General features: G+C 56.8%; 15 protein-coding genes and 1 pseudogene. 9 read left to right on the forward strand and 7 right to left on the reverse strand.

Annotation, left to right across the window (positions count from 1 at the left end):
- Nucleotides 1-328: 328 nt before the first annotated feature.
- Genes AB7933_RS18135 through AB7933_RS18150 form a run of 4 tightly spaced genes read left to right on the forward strand, consistent with a single transcriptional unit; the run spans nucleotide 329 to nucleotide 8,106 of the window.
- Nucleotides 329-1,585, forward strand: a complete 1,257-nt coding sequence (locus AB7933_RS18135; protein WP_017530618.1) for a hypothetical protein — start codon at nucleotides 329-331, stop codon at nucleotides 1,583-1,585.
- Nucleotides 1,582-3,498 (forward strand): caspase family protein, encoded by a 1,917-nt coding sequence (locus tag AB7933_RS18140; protein WP_017530617.1) that lies wholly within the window; start codon nucleotides 1,582-1,584, stop codon nucleotides 3,496-3,498. The genes AB7933_RS18135 and AB7933_RS18140 overlap by 4 nt, the downstream gene beginning before the upstream one ends.
- An 11-nt stretch (nucleotides 3,499-3,509) precedes the next feature.
- Nucleotides 3,510-4,490, forward strand: coding sequence for an AAA family ATPase (locus AB7933_RS18145; protein WP_017530616.1), 981 nt, complete (start codon nucleotides 3,510-3,512; stop codon nucleotides 4,488-4,490).
- Between the two features lie 7 nt (nucleotides 4,491-4,497).
- Nucleotides 4,498-8,106, forward strand: a complete 3,609-nt coding sequence (locus tag AB7933_RS18150) for a response regulator (protein WP_024075602.1) — start codon at nucleotides 4,498-4,500, stop codon at nucleotides 8,104-8,106.
- Nucleotides 8,107-8,942: 836 nt separating this feature from the next.
- Here the strand turns inward: AB7933_RS18150 and AB7933_RS18155 are convergent.
- A pseudogene (locus tag AB7933_RS18155) lies at nucleotides 8,943-9,089 on the reverse strand (glutathione S-transferase); the annotation flags it as partial.
- A gap of 278 nt (nucleotides 9,090-9,367) precedes the next feature.
- On the opposite strand from AB7933_RS18155, the gene AB7933_RS18160 reads away from it, so the two are divergent.
- The 3 genes from AB7933_RS18160 to AB7933_RS18170 are packed head-to-tail and all read left to right on the forward strand — an operon-like array spanning nucleotide 9,368 to nucleotide 15,295.
- On the forward strand, nucleotides 9,368-11,788 hold the full coding sequence (locus AB7933_RS18160; protein WP_024075603.1) for a TerB N-terminal domain-containing protein: 2,421 nt from the start codon (nucleotides 9,368-9,370) through the stop codon (nucleotides 11,786-11,788).
- Complete coding sequence (locus tag AB7933_RS18165; RefSeq protein WP_024075604.1) at nucleotides 11,785-13,080, forward strand: ATP-binding protein; 1,296 nt, start codon at nucleotides 11,785-11,787, stop codon at nucleotides 13,078-13,080. The genes AB7933_RS18160 and AB7933_RS18165 overlap by 4 nt, the downstream gene beginning before the upstream one ends.
- A 43-nt stretch (nucleotides 13,081-13,123) precedes the next feature.
- Nucleotides 13,124-15,295: a DEAD/DEAH box helicase gene (locus AB7933_RS18170; protein WP_041161223.1), complete on the forward strand. Its 2,172-nt coding sequence runs from the start codon at nucleotides 13,124-13,126 to the stop codon at nucleotides 15,293-15,295.
- A 77-nt stretch (nucleotides 15,296-15,372) separates the two neighbouring features.
- Here AB7933_RS18170 and AB7933_RS18175 read toward each other — a convergent pair whose 3' ends face one another.
- The 5 genes from AB7933_RS18175 to AB7933_RS18195 all read right to left on the reverse strand — a co-directional run bounded on the left by AB7933_RS18175 (nucleotide 15,373) and on the right by AB7933_RS18195 (nucleotide 21,444).
- Nucleotides 15,373-16,413: a hypothetical protein gene (locus AB7933_RS18175; protein ID WP_024075606.1), complete on the reverse strand. Its 1,041-nt coding sequence runs from the start codon at nucleotides 16,411-16,413 to the stop codon at nucleotides 15,373-15,375.
- A complete protein-coding gene (locus AB7933_RS18180) occupies nucleotides 16,413-17,897 on the reverse strand; it encodes a hypothetical protein (protein ID WP_024075607.1) in 1,485 nt (494 codons plus the stop codon). Before AB7933_RS18180 ends, AB7933_RS18175 begins: the two co-directional genes overlap by 1 nt.
- The gene (locus AB7933_RS18185) at nucleotides 17,898-18,704 is read right to left on the reverse strand and encodes a hypothetical protein (protein ID WP_024075608.1); all 807 of its coding nucleotides are present in this window, start codon (nucleotides 18,702-18,704) and stop codon (nucleotides 17,898-17,900) included.
- 10 nt (nucleotides 18,705-18,714) lie between these two features.
- The gene (locus tag AB7933_RS18190; protein ID WP_024075609.1) at nucleotides 18,715-20,148 is read right to left on the reverse strand and encodes a hypothetical protein; all 1,434 of its coding nucleotides are present in this window, start codon (nucleotides 20,146-20,148) and stop codon (nucleotides 18,715-18,717) included.
- Nucleotides 20,149-21,003: 855 nt separating this feature from the next.
- The gene (locus AB7933_RS18195) at nucleotides 21,004-21,444 is read right to left on the reverse strand and encodes a hotdog fold domain-containing protein (protein WP_024075610.1); all 441 of its coding nucleotides are present in this window, start codon (nucleotides 21,442-21,444) and stop codon (nucleotides 21,004-21,006) included.
- Between the two features lie 162 nt (nucleotides 21,445-21,606).
- Between AB7933_RS18195 and AB7933_RS18200 the strand changes: the two genes are divergently transcribed.
- On the forward strand, nucleotides 21,607-22,227 hold the full coding sequence (locus tag AB7933_RS18200; RefSeq protein WP_024075611.1) for a TetR/AcrR family transcriptional regulator: 621 nt from the start codon (nucleotides 21,607-21,609) through the stop codon (nucleotides 22,225-22,227).
- A 6-nt stretch (nucleotides 22,228-22,233) separates the two neighbouring features.
- Here the strand turns inward: AB7933_RS18200 and AB7933_RS18205 are convergent, their stop codons facing one another.
- Nucleotides 22,234-23,028: an SDR family NAD(P)-dependent oxidoreductase gene (locus AB7933_RS18205; protein WP_024075612.1), complete on the reverse strand. Its 795-nt coding sequence runs from the start codon at nucleotides 23,026-23,028 to the stop codon at nucleotides 22,234-22,236.
- A 395-nt stretch (nucleotides 23,029-23,423) separates the two neighbouring features.
- Between AB7933_RS18205 and AB7933_RS18210 the strand changes: the two genes are divergently transcribed.
- Nucleotides 23,424-24,359, forward strand: coding sequence for a LysR family transcriptional regulator (locus AB7933_RS18210; protein WP_024075613.1), 936 nt, complete (start codon nucleotides 23,424-23,426; stop codon nucleotides 24,357-24,359).
- Nucleotides 24,360-24,415 lie beyond the last annotated feature (56 nt).

Consider the following 24,415-nt stretch of genomic DNA (forward strand, 5'->3'; position numbering starts at 1 on the left):
TGGGCCAAGATCGATCGGCCTAACATCGAATGGCGCCGTAAAGAGCCATCTTCCAGACAGGCCAATCAAATAAGCGGAGTATGGGAAGATCGTCGCTTCGGGACGAGCAAGTAGGTCAGTGGCAAAGCGAGACGGGTGCGCAGCAATCACAGTGACGTCTTCTTGGACTTCTAAGGCCGGGATGGAGATGGTCTGGACCTTAGAGCATCTTATGATTGTTCGCCGAAATGGCTTTCTGCCACTTCTCTTTTCCCCTAATTGCTAAGATTATGGGCGGCGTGGCGATATGCCATCCGATTTAACGCTGCCAGCATCCAGAGGACGGACGATGAAAATCATATTCGTGCACGGCACGGGCGTTCGTTTGCCCGCATTCGAAGCCACCTTCAATACGGTCAAGGCTCATGTGGCGCACTTTCTGCCCGCTGCATCCGTGACGGGTTGTTATTGGGGCGACCATGGCAGTGATATCGGCAAGGGCTTGTCGGTGCCGCTGTATGACCAGGCCAGGGCCATCAACCAGCAAACGCCCGAAGACGAAGCCCTCGCCGAATGGGCACTGTTGTACGACGATCCGCTGGTCGAGTTGCGGTTGCTGGCCGCCAGGACGAGTGGTGACATAGCCTTCGACGGCTTCGGCGACAGCCCGGTGATTAAAGTGCGCAAGGCACTGGCCGAACTGCGGAATGCAATCGACACTGGCACCTGGCCCCCCGTGCCCGGCAAGGTCGACGGTAGCGCCGTCGCTGCGATAGAAGCGATCGATAACTTACCGGAACTCGATAGCGCAATCGCCGAGGGCGTCCAGTTCGGCAAGAACAGCGGCAAGGGGCTCGACCCTCTCATCGAGTTGCTGGCCCGGGCCGTGACAGCAGGTTGGGTGCAGGCGCAAATGACTACGGGGTCACCCGTGGTTCCGTCCACCACCCGCGACGCGCTGCAACTGGCGGCCTTCCACCTCATGGGAGGAAGCGGCGCTCAGGTCAGAGGAGTGGTCGGCGATATCGTCAGCTTCGTGACCAAGCCGTTACGCACCTTCCTTGGCGCAGTTGTTGCCGACCCGGTGCTTCAGGTCGCCGCTTGGGGCGGACGGACCTATCGCCACAGCATCGCCAATGCAGCGACGCCTGCCGTTGGCGACATCCTGCTCTACCAGGCCCGGGGCGAAACAATTCGCTCGATCATCGCCAAGGCGGTTGCAGACGCGGGTGAGACGCCAGTGGTGCTGCTAGCCCACAGCCTGGGTGGCATCGCTTGCATCGATCTGTTGATCTCGTCGCCGCCACCTCAGGTCAAGGCCGTGATCACCGCCGGCTCCCAAGCACCGTTTCTGTACGAGATCGGCGCGTTAACCCAACTCCAGCAACCCGCCGCATTGCCGGGCCATATGCCCAGTTGGCTGAACATCTACGATCGTGACGACCTGCTGTCCTTCAAGGCAGAGGCCATCTTGGGCAACGGCGCCAGGGTCAGTGACTGCGAAATCCGCAGCCATCAACCCTTCCCTGCATCGCATAGCACCTACTGGGACAACGTCGAGGTCTGGAAGCGGATCGCCGGATTCCTGGAAACCCTTGGCACATGAAGCTCGGCTCGGCAGCGAATACCTACGCTATCGTGGTCGGTATCGAGTGCTACCGACAAGCCGGCTGGACGCTCAACGGCCCGGCGATGGATGCGCTGCGCATGGCCAACTGGCTGCTGGAAAAAGGCGTCCTCCCAGGCAACATGAAGGTCTTGATCAACGAGGACACCGACATCAGCGAAGCGCTGGGCGAGCAACGCGAGCAGTTGAAGGCCTGTTTGCGCGACGCAGGCGTCGAACTGCGACAGAACCCCACACGCCAAGAACTGGACGACATCCTGGAGCCCCAGAACCTGCTCACACCGGACGGTGTCGGCGTGAAAACCTTGGTCCTTTACCTGGGCGGTCATGGCCTGTGGGAAGGTGGAGAAGCACCAAAGCGCTACCTGGTTACTGCCGATGCCTCCGAGCGCCAATGCCACGTGGTGAACCTGACAGGGATTGCCAACCGGTTCGCCTACTACACCGGCGCGAACCGCTTCCACCGCCAGTGGATCATCCAGGACATCTGCGCGACCCTGCCGGGAGGCCTCCCCCTGAAATGCCTGGCCATTCAAGATTCACCAAGGACGGTGCCTGATAGCCATCAATATATCTTCAACGCCGCACGTCCCGGCCAATCGGCCGGCAACGATCAAGTACGACAGACCGGGGGGTTTTCCTCCGCCCTCATGAAGGCCCTTGCAGGCCAGGACACATTGGAAGGGCTGAATATCGAAGAGGTGCGCAAGGCGATGGACGCCTCTCCCTGGGCTCTCAACAACCGGATGTCCGTCTCCTATCGCGATCACAACATGGAGGAGCAGTCGCAAGTCTTGGGTTCCCTCGCCACCGACCAAGGCGCTCTGGCGGAACTGGAACGGATACTCGGCACAAGCCAAGGGATGACCACGGATTTTATCCAGGCCATCTCCCGACGGTTCCGGCGCGGAACATCAGAGCGCCCGACCCGCCCCCTGTCGCTGCTGCAGTTGCTGGACGGACTGGTCGCCCCCGAGGATTGCGGGCTGACGAACATTGAACAGTTCGCGATCCACCTGCATTCGGTGATGGTCCAGCTCAAGGAGAACTGCGGCAGCACGAATTGGGACGCCGACATCGAGAAGGTCTTTAACTGGATCCTCAAATGGCCCGGCGCTCACGACAGGCCCGCTGTAAACCAGTTGAAGGGCCATTTCGAGAACGAGGCGATGGCAAGAGCAGACCTCATCATCATCGACCTGCGCGGTAGCCAAAACCCAAACGAAACTCGGGTGTGGACGTACTCTAATGACGAGCCCACCGACATGGAGCCCTTCACGACGCCTCAGTCCAGCCTGACCGAACGCCTGCGTAGTGTGCTGGAGCAACTCTGCGCCAGTCCATGCGTGTATCGCACCACCCTGTTCGAAGTCGTGGTGCCGGCGGCGGATCTTTTCCAGCCCTATACCGGCCTTGAGTTCATCCGGGATGAGGTACCCGCGTACCTGGGCCATGGCGAGTCGCTGCTGGCGTTGCGCATTCTGGAGCGCTGGACCGACGAGCGCTGGAATCGTGTGTGGAAACGCCACTGGAAGGACGCCAAGGTCAACAGCGGGCGACCGCCGAAAATGGCCTGGCTCTCCTCCGGCACCGCGATGCCCCGCAGTGACTGGCTTTGGCACGGCACAGCGCACCTAGACACCCAGAGGGCCGACCTCGAGCGGTTGCTCAAGCAAGGCGCAGCCTGTGCCACATGGTGCGAGCCTGCGCATATGGAGCAGGTCACTGCGATCGTGGAAAGCGGGCTGTTTGCCTACCTGCACCAGACCCGCACCGAGTTGGCCACACTCAACGCCCAAGGGCAGCATGGCATTACCTGCATATTTGACAACCCCGACCAGATTCCAGACGGTGCTGGCGGCTTTTCCAGTCGCTTCAAGCAACCCTCCTAAAGGACATGAACATGACCCAGTGGCACATTTTTTCGGGTGAGCGCAAACCTGCGACCGTTACCCTGCCTCCCGCACCACCGTGGCGCACTTTCGTCGAACCGGCCGCCGATCAACTGTACGACTGCGGATCAGTCGAGGATGACGACCGCTACTGGGATCATGCTAGGGCCTACCAGACGCCGCCCGCAATCATCGATGCGATCAACGCCGCCCTGATTCTCCGTCGTCCATTATTGGTCACCGGCCCTCCAGGCACCGGAAAAAGCTCGCTGATCTACCGTATCGCCTACGAACTGAAACTGGGCCCGGTGCTGGTCTGGCCGGTGAATTCGCGCACGACCCTGGAAAATGGCCTGTACGACTACGATGCCATCGGCCGCCTGCGCGACCAGAGCCTGAGCGGCGGCTCGGCGCCGGACATTGGCAAGTACATTCGCCTGCAAGCCCTCGGTACAGCGTTGCTGCCGTCGAAGCGCCCGCGGGCGCTGCTGATCGATGAACTCGACAAGGCAGACCCTGACCTGCCCAACGACCTGCTCAACGCGCTGGAAGAGGGCTGGTTCGAGATCCCAGAGTTGCAGCGAGATGAATGCGAAGAGGTGGAGGTACGGGTCGCATCGTCCGCCAAGGTCATGACAGCACAGGTTGAGAAAGCCAGGATCAGGGGCGGACGGGTGCAGTGCCATGAGTTTCCGTTCATCGTCTTCACCAGCAACGACGAACGGGAGTTCCCTGCGGCATTCTTGCGCCGCTGCATTCGCATCGAATTGCAGGCACCGGATGACAAGGCGCTGACGAAGATCGTCGAAGCACAGATGGGGAGCGAGGCCGCCGCCAAGGTGCAGAAGTACATCTCGGAATTTGCCGAGAACGATACGGTCAGCGCCACCGACCAGCTGCTGAACGCTGCCTACCTGATCCACAAGGTCAACCAGGGCACGCCTGACGAAGCGCAGAAGTTTTACGACCTGCTGACCCGCCCACTGAGCTGACACGACCATGCTCGACACGTTGATAAAGGCGTTGCGCGAAAGTGGCGCGTCGGTGGACAGCGACAGTATCGCCAACACACTGTGGCTGCGAATGGCCATGGGCGCGCATAACGCCGCAGAGAAGCCGCTCGCGCAGCGCCCCAGCGAGCCTGCATGGCAGGAAGACGTGGAGGCGCCCATCGACACGTCTACTAGCACGCCCGCCCTGCCGGCCACGGTCGAGAGCCCGCCTCCAACCTCGCCAGTCGTCGATGACATCCCGCTCGTCCCGACTGCCGCAAGCCCGGTCGCGGGACAGACGGCAGCGCTTGGCGTTCTTCCCTCGCTGCCCGAGCGCGCCGCGTTCAAGCGCGCAGTGAAGCAACTGCGCTCACAACACCGCCAACCTTCGCAACGGCTCGACGAACGGGCGATGGTCCGAAGCGTCGCCGAGGACAGCCTGCAAGCACTGAAGCCGGTGTTCATGCCAGGTTCGCGCCGCTCGCTGCGTCTGAGCCTGATCAGGGAACGCAGCGGCACCAACGCCCTGTGGACGCAGCCGTTAGATGAGCTGGCGGCATTGTTCCATGGCCAGGGCACCTTCAAGTTGCAGCGCGAGTGGTCGCTGGGCGAGCGCGAAGCCGGCGCAGAAGCGCCCATGGCGGTGCTTAGTGAACTCGACCGGCAAGGCCAGCCCATCGGCGTCGAGCGGTCGGCAGAGCGCATCAAATGGTGGCCTGGGGAGATCATCCTGATCGCCAGCGACTTCACCAGCAACGGATGGTGGGACGGCACCTACCTGAAACTGCTGCGCGGCCTGGCGGCGCGCCAGCCGGTTGCGCTGCTGCACACCCTGCCCGGCCGCTTATGGTCACGGACCTGGACCGGCACCCCGGACGCCTCAGTCAGCAGCGCACGGGCATTGGTTCCTGCACGCGCGCTGGATGTCCGCGTACTCCACCTCAGCAACGCTGCGGTACGCGACGATGCCCGGCTGGCCATTCCCTTGGTCGAACTGGCGGTTCAGCCCTTGAGTGCTTGGGCCAGGCTGCTGATGGGGCGCGCAGGGTCGATGGCCGCCATCCTGCTGGATGAGCGTGAACCGGAAGTGCCAGCGGCGGATGAGGTGCAAGAGCAGACGTCGCCTCCTGTGGACGCCAAGCGCCTGGCCATGCAATACCGCATGGCGTCGTCCCCCCTTGCCCGACTACTTGCCCAGCACCTGTCGGTGACCGCACCGCTGAGCTTCCCGGTGATGCGCTGGGTACAGCAGGCGATGCTGCCACACTCGGATACCTCGCATTTGGCCGAATTTGTCCTCGGTGGCTTGCTGAAAGTACAGCCCTCATCCGCTGACACCCCAGCCGATACCCTGACCTACGATTTCATCGAAGGCGTGCGCCCCCTGTTGCAGCAAGGCATGCCCAAGGTCTTGGGGCTGGAGACGCAGTTGCTCGTCGGACGCTATCTGGAACGCATGCATGACAGCACCCTGGACATGCGTGCGGTGGTAGAGACCTGGAGTGACGAACAGTTGCACGAGCTGTCGTCCGAGCACCAAGCATTCGCCATGGTTTCCCGGGGGTTTCTCGAACGGATCGGCCTGCGGCCGCGCGCGACCAGCAGCACAGCGCAAAAACCCGGAAAGCCGACACCAGTACATTCTACGGAGCCCGACCCGGACCAAGGATCACCTGCGCCCAAACCAGCTCCACCCTTGCAGTCCGCACAGAACCAGTGGACACGCACGTTGCGTGAACCGGTCCAGGAACTGCAATGGTCGCCTTTCGATGAAGAACGCCTGGCGATTCGCACCTTCAGCGGGATCGATCTCTGGCGACCGGCCCACGAAACCGACAGCAGGACCCTGCGCCAGCAGAAAAACGTCGCCAGCATCAGAAAACCGACCTTGGTCCTGTACTGGTGGGTGCCGGCAGGGCCTGAGGACGAAGGCGGAAAGCTCGAAGCCATCAAGATGATCGTTCGTCGCCTCAGCGAAGCACTGATGGCGCGCCTGCCGGGTCGTGTCCGGATCAAGCGGCTGCGCAATCCCATCGTGTTGAACAACCGGCGAAATCCGGCTCAGGCCTTGTTGATATTCCAGACGAGCGAGTATTCACGCTGGGCCCATGCCCAACCGCTGCAGTTTACCGCGATAGAACGTTTCATCGCGCGCAAGAACATCCTCTCCTCTTGCGTGGAGATGGGCGCAAAGCGTTCCGCCCATCCTCTGATCCACAAAACCATTCACCTGAAAGAGCGTGATCTGCAGGCATCTGGGTACCTATCGACTTCTGAGTTCTGGGCGAAGCTGAGTTGGCTGACCAATACACTTTGCAAACGAATACAGCGGTTGTTACCTACGGAGAACGAGCCGATAACGGCCATGACGTGGCTCTCGGAGAACCAGATCGGCATCGCAAGCCATGATGGTGCGGCAACGACAGTGGCCGCATTGAATGTGGGTCGCAAAAGCCTGAGTGGCGACATCGACAGCGGGCTGCTGGCCTTCCATCGTTCGTCAATTCCGTTGACTCACCTGTTCGTCCGTCCCGCACTCGAAACACCTCGCGGGTCTCGAAACGAGCAGCCCGGTGCGGAGCAATTGGTCTGCATGGATGCGCAAGGCTCGACCTACATCAAGCGCGACCGAGAGGATCAAAACGCCCCTCTGAAAGAGGTGATTTCAGGTGAAGGCATCCCACGACGACCGGTCTTTTCACCCTTGGACCGGCGCTGGTGGATCGCAGGAGAGGAACCCCGCTTGCTGTCCCCCAGCACTGCCAGAAAACTCCACCCCCCCGAAGTCCCCCTGCTGTCCATCTGCGACCTGCGCAAGGAGGACAACGTGCATACCTTGTTGCATGACCAGATATTTGCCGGCTGGACGCTGGATGACTCCGTCTTCGCCATTACCGCGGCAGGCTTCCTGCACCAGGGTTCGATCCATGATATGCGGGTTTCCAACCGCACGTCGCAGCCGTTGCTCGACCGGCAACCCCGGTACCTTAACGGCATCTTGCGAGAGGCGGCGGCAAGCGCCGATGGCCATCGCTTCGCCACGTTGACTGCGTATGGACGTCTGGACCTATGGGACACCCTGAGCATGACCCGACTGAACAGCTGGCAGGTCATCACCGCGCTCGCCGAGGTCAGGCATGTGAGGCTGGGACTTTCGGCGACCGGGCAACGCATCGCGTTCAGCGATGGCAGGACGGTGAGGGTGTTCGAGGAGCCACTGTCGGCCATTAGCGACAGTCGCTGGATGCGTCAGGTCCTGTGGGTCGACGATCGGCCGGGTAACAACGAGTGGGAGCGCCACGCTCTGGCCTCCCAACAAGTGCGCTGCACCTTGGCGCTGTCCACCGACGAGGCCTTGGAGACGCTTGAGAAGCGCCGTTTTGCCGTGATCATTTCCGATATGGGCCGTAGGGAGGGATCGGCTGAAGGCTATGTCTTGCTCAAGGCCCTGCGCGAAGCAGGCAACCTGACCCCTTATTTCATCTACGCCAGCTCAGATCTGCCTGAACACCACGATCTGGCGCTGCAGAATGGCGCTCAAGGGTCCACGAGCAAGTCGGACAAACTGCTGCGGTGGGTCATGGAGTGCATCGATGGCCCCAGCGTCAAAGCGTAAGTGCCCTGATGCCCACAGCGCTGTCAGCTACTAGCTCTCGATCAGCCCTCCAGCCCCGCGTTTAACTGCTCGCTATGAAGGGTGAAGTTCATTTCGTTCAACAGTATCGGCTCAGGCGGATTTCACGCCGGCTTCGGCGCGCCCAGCAAGTGCCGTGGCCGTTGCAGGCCAGCGCGACATAAACGTTCGGTCGTAACTCGCAGAAGAACGGAATCACGCTCCAGAAGTACGATACTCGCCTGTTCAGCTGCGGCCATCGGCAGGTCAGGGTGCCGTAGGGGAAAATCGACAGCATGCGCCCCAGAAGTAAGTTGAAATAAGCACCGGGTGGATAGTTGGCGAGAATCAGCTGGTTGATAAAGGGGGCAAAACTGGGGGCACGATTCGATTTTTTCGGGTGATAACTACCGTCCTAGAGCCCAGTCAAAATGTTTTTCGGCGATCCTGAGAGTCTCTAGGCGTCGTCGGGCAGGCTGTTCATCTGATCATTTTTGCCTTTCCACAAACCATGGAGCTCCATCCACTTCCAGTGGATTGGTACATTGGGGGCACATCTGAGGGCATGCTTTGGATGTTTTGAAAAGGATGCCCTCAGTCTAAGGCTCAACAGTTCCGTTCTCGAAAAGTCTCCCCGGCGTCGTTCCCAGCCGCCGTGAGCGCTAGTCGATAACTTCAGTTAATAGCTGAGAACCTCCATACGAGAAGAAGTGAGGAGTCGTGTGATCGACAATGATGGTAGCGCACCATCATTCGGCCAAGACGACAGCGGCACGTGATCGTTTCCAACGATGCCGAGGGCCAGCAGGACACTGCATCAGGGCGCCCCTACGCCACCCCGTGGCACCTATGCCCTGCAGGAGGGATCCGGCAAGTTCGCTCAAGCGCTGGAAATAATCCGCCACTGCCGGCAACCACGGATGCTCGAACGGCGTGTCGAACCAGCGATTAACCGAGCGTCCCACAGGAATATCCGCCTGGGTATATGGTCCGTATCTACTAATGGGGGCGGAAGGCTTCGTTAGACTCAAGTTGTTGTCAGGCAGGTCTCACTACTGATGCTTGAAATTACTGAGGATGGCTCACGTAAACGCCGTGACGTTCAGATGAAATGCGTTAAGCATCAAATCTTGAGCTGAAATGACCTACATCCAAGATCGTTCAACTTTCCGATCATCTGCTCAGCCAAGCCATTGGCTCAAGCGTTAGAAATATTGGATACTGCCATTGCGCCAGCACCCATTTTTCAAGGTTGAAATGACACATGGCAAGGAAGAAAGCAAAAAACTCCGGTGGCACCGGCATACTTATTATTTTTGCTCTGGCATTCAGTGCTCTCGCTGCTATCCCAAAAAATGCCTGGATAGCGATCGGTGTCATAGCGGGTATCGGCACCATTATGTGGCTGCTGGCCGAACGCGGAAAACGCCGGCTCAATCAGCTTCAAGCATCCGCTGCAAAGAATGTACGCCCGCAACAGCCACAAAGCTTGGGCGTAACGTTTTCCATGCGTGAAGTCTCGACGAGCAATAGGGACAATGAGGAAAGCCCCGAGTTTTATACGGTGCAACTCGGCTCTCCCCCTGCCAATACCTTTAAAATTCCAAGTATCAGCTCACAGAAGGCCGACGCCCGCTGGGTGCCTGCTGGCGAAATCATCGAAGTTGCCGGCTTCTCCCTGCCTGGCGGCATGTTTTATATCGGGAGCACACTCGGTAGCACACATGATGCTCAAGAGCCTTCACTGATCAACCCAAAGCTTCGGATTGCCAAGAACTACGTCGACCTCAATGAGCGACTGATGTCTTATTGGCCGAGCTTTCACTCCATTACACCGCAAGCGCGACGCGGATACCTGCAATGGCTCGCAGGTGGGCGTAGTGATCCGTTGGCGGATACCGGCTATGTATTTTTGTTTTTCTACGGTTTAGAACGTCGAGCCCTCATTGATCCCATTTACGATTCAAAGGTCATTAATGAGGTTCCTCTAATAGTCGACGAGGTCCGGCGTCTACTGAGTATTTATAGAGGAAATGGGTCATTCCGAGGCTATGCAGAAGGCTTCCTTGACTACCTAGGCAACCGCGTTGTTGACGCGAATCTCTACCTTGGCCTGCCACCCAATGTGGCCGAACACAGCTACGAAATGCCTTTGCCGCTGCGCATTGGTTTAGGTCAGCACGCAGCCAATAAGCATCCGCTGAATGCCGATTGGGCACTGGCATGGGCGTTGGCTGACCCCAACATCAGTAAACGCACGCCAGTCATACGCTGCAAAGATGTGTTTTCACGCTTGTTCAAGCTCAAGTACGAAAACACTTATCCTGCGGGCCTGACATTGGCGCAGAACAAAACCAAGCTGAAGGCCAGCTATCGCCCTGCCTCTGCCGTAATAAAGGCCCCCACGCTTACCCTGGGGGATCTACCTGACATCATGGCAACCTCGGGCACACGTAAAATTTTGCAACTGCTGGTCGAGCAATGCACCAACGAAGTTGAGCCCTACAGCCGTTATTTGGGAAGAAACCCTGAAAGCGCAGAGGCACTTGAGGGGCTCCTGCAGCTTCCTGTCGCGCTCTGGCCGAAGGCAGCCCACGATGAATTGGATGAGTTGCGGTCTAGGATTGGTAACGACCTGATCGTCATGAGTTTTGGAGAGCTCGCAGGACGCTTTAAAAGCGCGGGCGCGTTGTCTCGAGACAAAGTACTCGCTCTGGCCCGCGCATTGGAGTCGCTGCATATTGGAATGGAACCCGACGTACTGGGTGGTAGCAAGACGCCAAAAGCCCAGGACCGGATCGCGTTGTTTGTAACCCAGCCTGAAGATGGATCACTCCGTGCGTCTGCTGCATACAACGCTGCATCGGTAACCCTTGATTTGGCCAGTGCGGTGGCTTCGGCCGACGGTGATACCTCCAACGAAGAAATCACACTGCTTGCTCAGCATATCGATTCATGGAGTCACTTGAGCGGTGCCCATCACAAACGCCTCAAAGCACATCTGCAAATCCAACTCCAACAACCACCCACGCTTGCTAGCCTTAAGAAAAAGCTCGATCCCTTGCCCGTCGATGCAAAACGCACCATTGCCGGCTTCCTCGCTCATCTGGCGCAGGCCGATGGCATCGTCAGCCCTGCGGAAGTGAAGTTGCTGGAGCGTGTTTATAAGGCACTGCAATTGGATAGCCAGTTGCTTTACAGCGACCTCCATGGGGCGGCAGCCGGTGTGGGTATCGCCGTGACGCCTGCCACCACTTACCCATCCGCCGAACCCGGCGCGCAGCCTGCCTCATCTTCGAAACAAGGTTTCGTCCTTGATCATGATCGGATTGCACAGCTTCAGCGGGAGACAGCGGAGGTCTCCGCCCTCCTCGCCAAGGTGTTCACTGAGGATCAGGTTGAGGAGCCGGAGCGGCCGACTGAAAGCGCTGAACCGAATTCGGAGTCGAGCGTGGACGTGCCTGGGCTTGATCTGGAACACTCGGCCTTCCTCCGCCTGTTGATCTCTCGCCCGGAATGGACCCGCGCAGAACTGGAAATCGCTGCCAGCGACATGGAGCTGATGCTCGATGGCGCTCTGGAACAAATTAACGACATGGCTTTTGAACGATTCGACATGCCCGTCACAGAAGGCGACGACCCGGTCGAGATAAACACAGACATCCTGGAAGAATTAGCCCTATGAGCACTATCAGAGCCAAGGATCGCGATGCGGTCATTCAATCGTTACGCGCGGGCGTAGTGCCACGTGTTGGTCAGCACCTGATTCAGGTTGGCCGTGTAGGTGAGCTTGATGCTCTGATCAAGGATGTCGAACGCCTGGTGGAAAGCGGATCAGCGTTTCGGGTGGTGATAGGCGAGTACGGCGCAGGTAAAACGTTCTTTCTGAACCTGGTTCGTGCTATCGCCATGGAACGAAAACTCGTGACCATGCATGCCGACTTGAACCCTGACCGCCGGTTACACGCCACTGGGGGGCAAGCTCGCTCGCTTTACTCCGAACTGGCCAAGAATATGTCAACGCGCACAAAGCCTGACGGTGGTGCCATGCAAGGCATCGTGGAGAAATTCATTTCCCAGGCCAAAACAGAAGCCAAGGCAGCGGGTACCGACAGCGAGACAGTAATTCGTAAACACTTGGCCGAATTGACCGAAATGGTTAATGGCTATGACTTTGCCGAGGTGATCGCTGCCTACTGCCGCGGCTTTGAGGAAGGCAATGAGCAACTGAAGGCGGACGCCATTCGTTGGCTACGCGGAGAATTCACCACCAAAACCGATGCCCGCGCTGCCCTGAGCGTGCGGACGATCATTGACGACGCCTCCGTCTACGACCAGCTCAAATTGCTTTCCAGGTTCGTCAGACTCGCAGGGTTCGGTGGCCTGATGATATGCCTCGACGAACTGGTTAACCTCTACAAACTGGCGAATACGCAGGCTCGTAATGCCAACTACGAACAGATCCTCCGCATCCTCAACGACTCATTGCAAGGGTCATCCGAAGGATTGGGTTTCGTGCTAGGCGGCACGCCCGAGTTTTTGATGGACACTCGTCGAGGGTTATTCAGCTACCCCGCCCTGCAGTCGCGATTGGCTGAGAACTCGTTTGCCAAAACCGGACTGGTGGATCTCTCGGGGCCGGTCATTCGCCTTACCAGTCTTACCCCTGAGGACTTCTACGTACTGCTTCAAAAACTCCGCCACGTATATGCCGGCGGCGATGCCGAAAAGTATTTGCTGCCTGACGAGGCGCTTCCTCTGTTTATGGCTCACTGCAACCAACGCCTAGGGGAAGCCTACTTCCGCACACCGCGCACCACAATCACAGCGTTCATCAATCTACTGGCCATCCTGGAGCAAAACCCAGGGGCCGATTGGCGAACACTGCTAGGGGCGGTCGAGGTCGCCAAGGATTCCGGCGGTGAGGATGATATGAAGGTCGATGCGGACGATGAACTTGCCACCTTCACACTCTGATTCATCAGGCTTCGAACAGCTAGAGCCCCGAATCCAGCGCTGGATTTGGGCTGAAGGTTGGACCTCCCTTCGCGACGCCCAGGAATGGGCCGTGCCTGTTTTGGTGCACGCCGATCAGGACGTCATCATCGCCGCAGCAACAGCCGCTGGCAAAACCGAAGCCGCCTTCTTGCCCATCCTGACGAATCTGCTCAATAACGATGATCCGCCTGGCGCGGTGCTGTATATCAGTCCGCTCAAGGCCTTGATTAACGATCAATGGGACAGGTTAAGCCGACTCTGTGAGCAGCTTGAGATCCCTGTTGTCGCTTGGCACGGAGATGTTTCATCCAGCAAAAAACACCGTTTTCTCAAATCATCTGAAGGCGTGCTGCTGATCACTCCCGAATCTCTTGAAGCATTGTTCGTCAACCGTGGCTCAAGTCTCGGCGGGGTATTCCAACACCTGCGCTATATCGTCGTGGACGAACTACACGCTTTCATCGGCAGTGAGCGAGGCAAACAACTTCAGTCATTGATGCACAGGGTTGAACTTGCTGCGGGGAGGCGCCTTCCTAGGGTTGGGCTTTCAGCCACCCTCGGCGATATGCAGATGGCGTCAGCGTTTTTGCGCCCAGCCAATGCCGATAACGTTACCGTTATTGAATCGAAAAACGCTAACCAGACACTTCAGGTGCAAGTTCGCGGCTACATTCAGCCGCCAATGAGCGAGCTTAAAAAGAAACCTGCTCAACCCAATGAGCATGAGGGGAATGAAGACGAAACGGAAAATGAGGCAAGCCCCGACTTCGCGATTGCGGAGCATCTCTACCAGGTACTACGCGGCAGCAATAACTTGATATTCCCGAATAGTCGGTCCCAGGTTGAATGGTACGCAGACCAACTGCGCCGACGATGCGAGAAAGACGGCGTGCCCAACGAGTTCTGGCCTCATCACGGCAGTCTCTCGAAAGACTTGCGGGAGCAGGCTGAACATGCGCTGAAAGCCGGAGACCGGCCAGCATCGGCGATTTGCACTACAACCCTTGAACTCGGAATAGACATCGGCAGTATCAAAACGGTGGTGCAAATTGGTGCCCCACCTTCCGTGGCAAGTCTGCGTCAACGTTTAGGGCGTTCCGGCAGACGCCCAGGAGAGAAAGCAACGTTACGCGTTTACTGTAAAGAATCACCGCTCACGGATAAATCTGGCTTATCCGACCAATTACGCCAAGGGTTGGTACAAACAATTGCCATGGTTCGACTGCTGACCAGAGGTTGGTTTGAACCTCCCAGAGCGCAGGGCATTCATGCCTCCACCTTGGTTCAGCAATGCCTTTCTATCATTGCTCAATGCGGCGGCGCTTCGGCTGCCGACCTATGGAAAAACTTGATTGCTGAAGGCGCATTTCAAGGTATTGAAAAACCGGACTTTGTGAAACTACTCAAATCTCTTGGGGAGCACGAATTGATTGTCCAGGACAGCTCAGGATTGCTGCTGCCTGGAACAGTTGGTGAGCGCATGATCAATCACTATGAGTTCTACAGCGCATTCACTAGCGATGAAGAATTCCGTCTGGTATGCGACGGTAAAGCCTTGGGCTCGGTCCCCGTTAGCCGTCCGCTGACCAAAGACCAACGCATTATCTTCGGTGGCCGTCGATGGCAGGTGCGTGATGTTGACCTGCAGGCCAAGGTCATCATCGTCTCAGCGGCACGCGGCGGTGCTCCTCCACAGTTCGATGGCTTGGGCGCAATGGTACATGACGCCGTACGCGCGGAGATGCGAGCAGTCTTAGCGGACTCCAGCCCCTGCCCTTTTATCGATCATGGTGCCAAAGCTTTACTCGAAGAGGCCCGGAAAACTTTTGCCTTATTGGGGCTTGGTGAGCGGTACCTTATCGAGTCGGGTGGGAAATGTTATTTGATTAGTTGGTTGGGTGATTACGCTAATGATGCATTAAGGCTGCTGCTTAATCATGCGGGCCTTTTTTGTGATAACTCGGGTCTGGCTATAGAAATCGATGCGAATATCGATCAGGCAAAAGAGGCACTTGCGGTTGTTGGAGGCCTGGACCCAAGTGACCTCAATTCGATTTTGGAGGACGTACAGAACATGTTGCGCGAAAAGTGGGATTGGGCGTTGCCGGAATCGTTGCTCGTGAAGTCTTTTGCTTCCATATCGCTCGATATCTCAACCGCTGTTTGCTTTGCCCAAAGACAGTCGATGAGCTGAATCTAAACCTTGAGAGGTTGGTGTTGTTCGGACAATCTCCTGTCCGAACAACACCACGGTATTTCAAGACGAATCCCTTACCGCCTGACTTCCACTTTGTAAAATAAATTCTCAACTGTCAGCCGGCGCCGATCAGACGTAACTGCATCCTGAATCTGGCTAGCCAAACGCACGTAGTACTTACACTCTTTTTGTGAACCCAAATCCGATACCGGTTTAGCCGCTTGAATAAAGCTTTCATAGGTGCGGGTGGTAGAGGACATCAACTCGCCAATACCTGGCAGCGCCATCGCGTCCTCCTGACGGGCAGGCGGCCAGGCAGGTTCGAATGTGAGATTGTTCTCACTGAGTTTGACCGTGAGGAACATCTCCGGCTTGCCCGTGACCTCATTCACCCAACACGGTGGAAGGTCGCCGCCGCGCCCCTTATTTAAGCGGTTCTGCAGAAACTGAACTTGGCCCCGTAAGTCTTTATTCGCTCTCTGCAACTCAACCGGATTTACGCCACTTTTTTCTGCCTGAATCAAGGCCACAGCATGCTTGATTGTTTGCTGGAGTTGATCATTTGTTGTCCCGAAAGCTGCCCCTAGCATGTCTTCCTGAGCCTTTAACGCCGCGACACGCTTCACCACATCGGTAGGCTGCGCGTCGCTTTCGTCATCAGGATCGACAACCAGCTTTTTCAACTGCTCAAACGACATCATGGTTTCTAGTATCAGTTGCTTGGCGTCATCACCTTTCTTCTGGCCAGCCACTTCCATCAACGCTTTTTCGATGGCTGCAAGAGCAGTCAGCTCTTGATCTTTTTGGGTCAAGAGCACTTTCAAGCGATCCAGCTCTGCATTGGCTTTGGAGGCATCTATCAGTTTGCTGATGATCTCATCAGGCTTACGCACACCTAATGCGGTCATACGTGCCTTCAAGGCCTCGGCTGCTGTACTGATCGCCTTTTCACGTATATCCAGATCTTGGAAGGCGGCCATTTTCTCATTCAACGCCTGATTTTTATGGGTTAACTTAAAAATCTGGTACCCCATTAGCAACAACAAAATAAAGCAGACGATGATAAAGATTTCGGTAAGTGAGAGCTGAAAAACCTGATCGTTCTTTCCGCTCATCAGGCGGTTCTCGCATCAGCCGGGCGGGCAGGCTCAGCATGTTGATTGGCCGACTCCCCAATCGATACGTCGCCGATCTTAGTGATCAGGGCATCCATCTGGCTGTGAACGGTTTCGATCACACGATTGTGCTGCTCCATACGTGCAGCGATCCCCTGATTCCTTTCATTACTCTCAACCAGTGCCTGGATCAGCGGCGCCAGGCTGAGCTCAAGACGCTCAGCCAAAACGTCTCGGTTGGTCTGAGTGACCTCACGTACACCCTTCAGGGTATCAGTGACTTCAGTACTCAGTCGCTCTACCGTATCGGCGTTTTCGATTCGAATGCTCAGGGCCTCCAGCTTGTCTGCAATGCGTTCAACCGATTGCTGGCGAGTCTTGATTTCGTTGAGGTACTCCTCTTGTTGGTCGTCCAGCGAATCCAGGTACTCTTTCTGCACACGCTCAACGCTGTCCATGACCTCTTTGCTCTGCTGTTTCATCGCATCCACCAGACGCTCCTGGCTGGTCACAATGGCACCTACAGCAACCAGATTCTCATCCAGCGTCTGAGTTTTGGCGTTCAGATTGCGTATGGCCGTGGTGACTTGGCGGGTGGCAGTTTTGACATCTTCGGCGAGGCATGCAACACCTTCACTGACACTGTCCGTTGTGCCTGCCAAGGTATCGATTGAACCACCCAATTTGCGGGTGAACAGGTCATCTGGAAAGATCATTTGCTCTACACGATCACGCGCCATCGTGCCGAAATCCAACGCGTTATCTTCCATCTGACGCAACGTGATGGTGCTCTTTTCGGCCAGTTCATTGATAGTGATCAACAATTTGTCACTGGCTTGCCGAGTGTTTTCCAGGATGAGCGAGAAGGCTTCATTGCTCTGCTGCGTAGCATTGGCAAAGTAAGCATCGGTGGCGGTGATGTTGTGCTCATACAGCGCCTTGACCTGCTCCTTGACACTCTGCACCGCCTCTCGGGAAGCGACACCGACTTTATCCCGGAACACTTCGAGCTGCTGAAAGCTATTGTCAAAGGAGATCGCGAGGTTTTCGGCCGCGTGAATCGCCCGCTCTTCGACACTTCTGACCGCGTCGTTAGCGTCGATACGAAATCCGGTATGAGTAACCCGCGCCAACATACCCAGCGCGGTACTGACCATTGCGGCGCCAAACCGAGTAGCCATTCCATTCAGGTTATCGCCTAGGCTCTCAATATCCAGCAAGCAGATGATGATGCTGGCCACAGTGAATAGAAAGCCCAGGTAGTAAACCGAGTCGGCAAATTTTGCCAGGGTGAGTTGCTTGTCCCATTTTTGTCGAACCGTATAGCCAATGGCCCAATAGCCCACCATCACCGAAAGTGGAAAAACAAACCCTAGCCACTTAGGGTCTTTTAGCAACAGACTGGCAATCGACAGGCTGATTTTCAGTACTACGGCGATCGCAAAGTAGGTGCTGACGCGCCTGATCCATTTATTGACGTCCATTTACAGCCCCTCAACCCGGGAAAACCCTTCCACGGATACACCGTTATCTTGAAAATATTGCTCCCAGAATACGGCCAACTTGTTGCTCTGCAGCGCTTTTTGATCAGCCGCCAACAAATTGATCGCCACACTGCTACCGTTCAGGCCCGGCGCTGCAGCATTTTGCCCATAAGCAGTCTTGCGAAACTCCGCGTACTGCGGCAAGGAGGCCTTATACATGCTGAACTCCGGCATGTTTGCCAGCATGTCCGAGTAAATCACCAGCCTGCGCTCACCTGACACATGCGCACGCTCAAATCCATTGATGCCTACCAGCTGCAGCATCTGGAAAATGGGCGAGTTTTTGCTGCGTTCTTCCAGCGAGATCTTGTGCACGATGTCATCGAACGGCTTTACGAATTTCTGGTTAAAGTCACGATCAACAAACTTTTTGTTATTGGTCTGTTGGTTTCTATCCTTCCACTGCCCAGGATTGCAGCGTTCAAATAACGGTTTTTCATTGCTTTTGAAGTCTTCACCGAGCAGAAACACCGAGAGCAGGTAGCCCTCGGGCAGCTCCTCAGTGACCATTGTTTTCAGCCGTTGGCCCAAAGCAACTTTCTGAGTAAACGGGAACGGCGAGGTGTTGTCGATCAACACCACGTATTGCCCTTTAGGCCCTGTAGACGGGCAAAGAGTCTCCTTATCGAAGGTTTCACGGGTGAAGTTGATATAAATCATCGCGCTGGCCGCAATCAGGGCGACACCACCGAACATTACGCCGACAACTTTACCGGAAAGCCCTTTTTTCTGGGCATAAATTGCCATTCTGCTCTCCTTAAAATAGCTGCTGCAGCGGCTGTACTTGATCGTATTTCTGGTTAAAGGACGATTGGATTCGGGCTCTGATCGTCTCGAGACTGGAGATCATTTCGTGCATCAAGCGTTCTTGTTCGGCCAGTTTTAGCTCGTCCTTTTCGGTGCCAAAGTCGGGCATCTCAGCCTTAACAAAAGTCACCGGCTCGTCGAAATAGGCCGGCGGTGGATTATCGCGAGGGCGGGCCATTTCGTTTTCAATTCGGTATGTCCGAACCAGACTGGTCAGTGTTTCGTCAGCCAGCACCATGCGCTCATCCACAACTTTCTTGATGACCGCTTTTTGGCTCATACTTCGCTTGAAGTTTTGGATGGCGGATGAGGCACGATCAACGTTCTGGTCGATCAGCAGCAAGGATTCGACCTTGCGCTGTTCAAGCACTTGTCGTAACGCCTCAATTACAAAAACATAACTCCGTTGCGCGTCTTCGTAAGCCAGGTAAACCCTCGCGTACCCTGGATAACGATCTGTCCAGGTATAACCTTTATAAACAGCCATCAGCCCGAAAATAACCGTCAGGGCAAATAACGCGCACGTGCTGATGTCCTGAAATGGAAGGACCGACGTGTGGACATAGCCGAGAATCAGCGCAATCGCTGATTGCGATTCATCTTCCAGTTGAGGCAACACAAAACGGAAATACGCAGTTCCTAGACCAACAGTGACCATGCTCAGCAAGGAGGCAACGAACGCGAAATATCCTGCAAAAGCCAGAGAGGATTTTATATGGTTTTTATAAGTACTGGCCCTACCGAGAAAGAAGCATACAAATACGTTAAATGCCGAAAGCATCAATGCAGTTACAAATCCGCCGACATAACCGCTGGCGATGCCCTCTGAAAACAAAAAGGCGTTTCCCGCCCCCTCAATGACAATCATCGCGATCAGCAGGCCGCCATTCTTCCATTTCGCATCTCCATCGGACGCCTCTGCAAGCCGACCTTGCAACTTGTGCTGCTCGCGAAACGCCTCCAGCGCACGGGCCTTATCCTCAGCTACCTGCTGAAGCTCCGTTAGCTCGCCGTCCATTTTTGAAATGTCTTGATCAGCGTTTCGCTCAAACTCCTCACCCAATGCAATCGTGCGCTTGATCTCCCGGGTCACATCAATCGAGTCCAAGCGGTTATCCAGAATTTTGAGCGACCGCTCGCCGTACTTGAGTATCTGCTCGCGCATTCTTCCGAGCGTCCCTCGAATACTGTGCTCAACATCTGACAACTGGGTCGCTGTACTAGACGGCACACCCGCTGCTCCACGCAGCTTTGCTAGCTCAACAACACGAAGTTCCCGTTGGATTTTCTCAGGATCAATGTTCGGCAGTACATCGCTATCCGGCTCATCCTTCCGACTGAATAGTTGGACGATGAAAGCCAGCAGCTTTCGAAAAAAACTCATTTATGTGAACCACAAAAATCAGAAATGGAGGGGATGCAGAGATAGGAAGGCACTAGGCTGACGCCCAAGAGGACGCACAGAAATAGGTGAGTGTCGCGGCCATCCCTGCGCCAGCGTCGAGTAATGGCCAAATAATGCCAAGCGCTACAGATAAGGGCAACAAATCAGCACAAAAATGTTTAATTTTGGACAAATGGTCAGTGCTGTTCTGGGAATACCAGCCGGCCTGTTCTAGCAAGCCTCGCTTAACAGGCGATCCGCTGGATATTGCCGCATTAACCCCATACTGTCCCGCAGCAGAGAGGCCTCAGCCAATCGCCATACAGCCCTTTGGGCAGGATGACGACTTATGCGTTTTCCATCCTCGGGCCGATGAAAACTGCGCATTAGCGCGTTTGCGTATGCCTTTCTGAAGGGCGTCCTCACTCGCCTGCCGATGCAGCGGGCGAGTGAGCAAGGAGTTAACTTATACGCAAGACGAGATACCCGTCTGCTTACAACGTGTCTAGAAAATCCGGGACGATTCACGTGATGGATGGACGCACACTGAAAGCCACCTAGCTGCACCTTGGTTTTCGGTCAGAAATTGCCATTCGTAATCGATCGCATATTGGCTGCGATTGGGGGCATAGCCAGGGATAAATTTCGACCTTAAAAAAACGCCGCCCCGCTAATTTGAGGTCCCCATCCCGGAACGGCCCGTCAGGACGCTCCAAACGAAAAGCCGCGATTGACTGCACATTCGATCACACCGCAAGTGACCCCTTATTGGTACGACCGCCCGATGTCGTTCACATCGCGTTGCCTAAGCCCGACCCGCCGCTCCTGCCCGGAACGGCGGGTAACCCAGGCGATCTAGCCGACTTTCACATTCATGGTGATGCGTGCCGTAAAGACCTTCACCCCGGCCTCGTCGAAGATATCGACCGGAACAATCTTGTCGCCCGAGGTCTGCCAGTCGATTTCGCTACCGTCGGCAATCGCGTGGATGGACGTTTTGGCCTTGGCCAAATATTCGACGCTCATGCCTTTAGGAATCCAGCGAGCGCCGCTGGGGATGGACACTTCGGTCATCATGCCGCCCGCCAGTTCTGCCGCGTTGCACAGCGCGATGGCGTGAACGGACGCCAGGTGATTGGTGATTTCCTTGCGAAACGGCACCTTCACTTCACCGCGGCCGGGGGCCAATACAGAAATTTCCGGGTTGATGGTGCCGAAGTACGGTGCCATCTGGCAGGCCATATTGCTGAAAGCGGACGGACCAACGCTTTGGTACATGCTGAGAGTCTGGCTCATGGGATATCTCGGGTCAGGTGGCTGGAGTCATGGACAGAACATTACTCAATTACAGAATATTGCTCTGTTACAGAACAATATTCTGTAAATGCTCAGCCTGTCAATCTCTCGTGCCAAGCCTCGGTTTCAATTACCATGGCCCCTTTTTGCCTGGGCCGAAAAATGGAACCTGTCGATCTCCTCGAACGCTGCTACCCAGGCCGTCGTGCCGAGTCCAAGCGGCACATCCTTCGATGTGCCCTGGCGCTGTTCAACCAGCAGGGCATTGAAGCGACCACCATCGACATCATCCGTGTCGAAAGCCAGATGAGCGTGGGGGCCATTTATCATCATTTCGAGAACAAGGAAGGCTTGGTCGCGGCGTTGTACATGACCGCCCTGGACGATCAGGCGCGGCTCAGGGACAGCTACCTTGCCGCTGTGACGTCGACCAAGGAATGGGTACATGCCCTGGTGTTCAGCTACGTGGATTGGGTGGTCAGCCAACCCGATTGGGCGCGCTTCCAGTACCAGGCGCGCTTTGCGGTTGCCCGCAGCAGCTTCAACGAGCGGCTCGCCGAGGCGAATCTCGCCAGGAACGCCGCACTCAAGAAGTGGTTCAGCGACCCGGCCCACCGGCAGAATTTGCAGGCCCTGCCCTCCGAGCTGATACCGTCACTGATCATCGGTTCGGCGGAGAGCTACTGCCGCGCCTGGCTCTCTGGCCGCGTCCAGCGCAACCCAGGGCTCTTGCGGCAGCAGCTTGCAGATGCGGCCTGGCGCGCAGTAGGGCGTGAGGACTAAAGGCCGTCAGACAATATCGTCTACCACACCACCGTCGACTCTGAGCGCAGCGCCAGTGGTGGCTGATGCTTGCGTCGAGCAGACATAAACGATCATGTTGGCCACTTCTTCCACGCTGGATGCGCGCTGGATGATCGAGCTTGGGCGATGTTGCATGACGAACTCGGTGACCACCGACTCAAGGGATTTCCCGCTGCGCTCGACCTCGCCCTTCATCATTTCAGCGACGCCGTCGGACAGCGTTGGCCCAGGCAGCACGCTATTGACGGTCACGCCACTGCCCGCGACGCGCTTGGCCAAGCCACGCGCCAATGCCAATTGGGCGGTCTTGGAGACGCCGTAGTGGATCATGTCTGCGGGAATATTGCGGGCGGACTCGGAAGCAACGAACACCACCCGCCCCCACCCGCGCGCAACCATGGCCGGCAGCAGCGCACGGCTCAAGCGCACGCCCGACATCACGTTGGTGTGCCAATAGTGGTCCCAAACGTCATCGCCGGTCTCAAAGAAGTCCTGAGGCCCATAGATGCCTGCATTGTTCACCAGGATGTCGATATCACTGACACCGGCCAGCAAGGTGGCGACACCTTCGGCGGTGCTCAGGTCTGCGGCCACACCGCTGACACTCGCATCGGGCACTGCCAACAGCAGACGCACTACCGCCTCGTTCACCGAACGCTCACTACGGCCGTTGATAACAACGGCAGCGCCCGCTTCGGCAAGCCCTTTGACCACTGCAAAACCAATGCCGCCCGTCGAGGCGGTAACCAGTGCGCGTTTAGCCTTCAACTGAATATTCATGATTTCTCCGTCAGGCATGGACGGGCTTTTATGCCCGCCATCAGTTCCAACCGTTATGTGAAACAAAGCGACCCCTGTATGGCTTAGCCGCTCCTGGATAAATGTCAATTCAGGTGGGTGAGCCACGAAACTCGGGGGTGAGGGGCTGCGAGGGAAACTATTACTTTGCCATCAGTGGCCGCGAGCATAGTCTGAACGTGCCCGCTTCGCGCTCGGTCGTGGAGGATGTCAGCCAACTGAGCGACCGGCAGGCTCACGCCGCGAGCCGCGCCCACTCCATACTGCCAATTCCAGAAACGCCCCGTCACCTTTATCATCGCGCGGCGCGGAGTGGTTGGATGTCTCTTCCCCACCGTCACTTGGACCGGTATCAATTTGAAATGGAGCCGTAACGCTTGGAATTAAGACAACTGCGCTATTTCGTAAAAATTGTCGAGCACGGCAGCCTGGGGCGTGCAGCCCTTGAATTGGACGTGGGGGTATCGGCGCTGAGCCAGCAAATCGCCAAACTTGAAAGCGAACTCTCGACTCGCCTGCTGAACCGCTCGACCACCGGTGTCACACCGACCCCTGCCGGAATGGCCTTCCTGCACCCTGCCCAGCTGTGCCTGCGGCAAGCAGACAATGCGATCCTCGCCGCGCACCGTGGCCGGATGAGTGGCTACGTGACCGTTGGATTACCGCCCACGACGGCCACCGTACTTGCGCTGCCATTGATCAGTGCGATGCGGGCGCGATATCCAGATATTCAATTGCACCTGATTGAGATGCTCTCCGGGCACCTGGCCACACAGCTGAATGCCCGCCAAATCGATCTGGCCGTTCTGTTTCAACTAGAAGGCGGCAAGCGCTGGAGCGTGACGCCTTTGCTTGACGAGAAACTATTTGTCATCTGCTCGCCACACCTGCCTGATGCGCCGCAAGGCCCCCGTGTGCAAATGGCCGACCTGGGGCAACTTCCCCTGGTGATGCCCAGCGCGCAACACGGTTTGCGCTCAACGCTGATGGCGGCCTTTGAACGGTCGGGGTTGACGCCCAACATCATCATGGAAGTGGATGGCCTGGCCGTGTTGATGAACGCTGTACGCGCGGGTCACGCCGCGACCATCCAGCCCGGCGCCGCGGTGGCGCTCAAAGGTGAATCGGGGCTTTCGGTGGTGGAAATCGCCGATGCTCACGTGGGTCGACGAAACCTGTTGGCGACACTGCCGGATGATGAGCTGGCGCCCGCCGCACTGGCCGCGCGACGGGTCATCACCGACGTGGCGCGACAGCTGGTCATGGATCGGCAATGGCCCGGCGCCTCGTGGATCGAAGACATCACACCCTGATCTCAAGCGTCCCCCTCTTATCTTTCACGGCATGCGCTAACCCGCAAAGCCTTTAC

Source organism: Pseudomonas gorinensis (assembly GCF_042015035.1).
Taxonomy (GTDB): Bacteria; Pseudomonadota; Gammaproteobacteria; order Pseudomonadales; family Pseudomonadaceae; genus Aquipseudomonas; species Aquipseudomonas gorinensis.

Excerpts from the sequence above, each read along its gene's own strand:
- AB7933_RS18135 (WP_017530618.1), top strand. The coding sequence starts at position 329 with ATGAAAATCATATTCGTGCACGGCACGGGCGTTCGTTTGCCCGCATTC.
- AB7933_RS18140 (WP_017530617.1), top strand. The coding sequence starts at position 1,582 with ATGAAGCTCGGCTCGGCAGCGAATACCTACGCTATCGTGGTCGGTATC.
- AB7933_RS18145 (WP_017530616.1), top strand. The coding sequence starts at position 3,510 with ATGACCCAGTGGCACATTTTTTCGGGTGAGCGCAAACCTGCGACCGTT.
- AB7933_RS18150 (WP_024075602.1), top strand. The coding sequence starts at position 4,498 with ATGCTCGACACGTTGATAAAGGCGTTGCGCGAAAGTGGCGCGTCGGTG.
- AB7933_RS18160 (WP_024075603.1), top strand. The coding sequence starts at position 9,368 with ATGGCAAGGAAGAAAGCAAAAAACTCCGGTGGCACCGGCATACTTATT.
- AB7933_RS18165 (WP_024075604.1), top strand. The coding sequence starts at position 11,785 with ATGAGCACTATCAGAGCCAAGGATCGCGATGCGGTCATTCAATCGTTA.
- AB7933_RS18175 (WP_024075606.1), bottom strand. The coding sequence starts at position 16,413 with ATGAGCGGAAAGAACGATCAGGTTTTTCAGCTCTCACTTACCGAAATC.
- AB7933_RS18180 (WP_024075607.1), bottom strand. The coding sequence starts at position 17,897 with ATGGACGTCAATAAATGGATCAGGCGCGTCAGCACCTACTTTGCGATC.
- AB7933_RS18185 (WP_024075608.1), bottom strand. The coding sequence starts at position 18,704 with ATGGCAATTTATGCCCAGAAAAAAGGGCTTTCCGGTAAAGTTGTCGGC.
- AB7933_RS18190 (WP_024075609.1), bottom strand. The coding sequence starts at position 20,148 with ATGAGTTTTTTTCGAAAGCTGCTGGCTTTCATCGTCCAACTATTCAGT.
- AB7933_RS18195 (WP_024075610.1), bottom strand. The coding sequence starts at position 21,444 with ATGAGCCAGACTCTCAGCATGTACCAAAGCGTTGGTCCGTCCGCTTTC.
- AB7933_RS18200 (WP_024075611.1), top strand. The coding sequence starts at position 21,607 with ATGGAACCTGTCGATCTCCTCGAACGCTGCTACCCAGGCCGTCGTGCC.
- AB7933_RS18205 (WP_024075612.1), bottom strand. The coding sequence starts at position 23,028 with ATGAATATTCAGTTGAAGGCTAAACGCGCACTGGTTACCGCCTCGACG.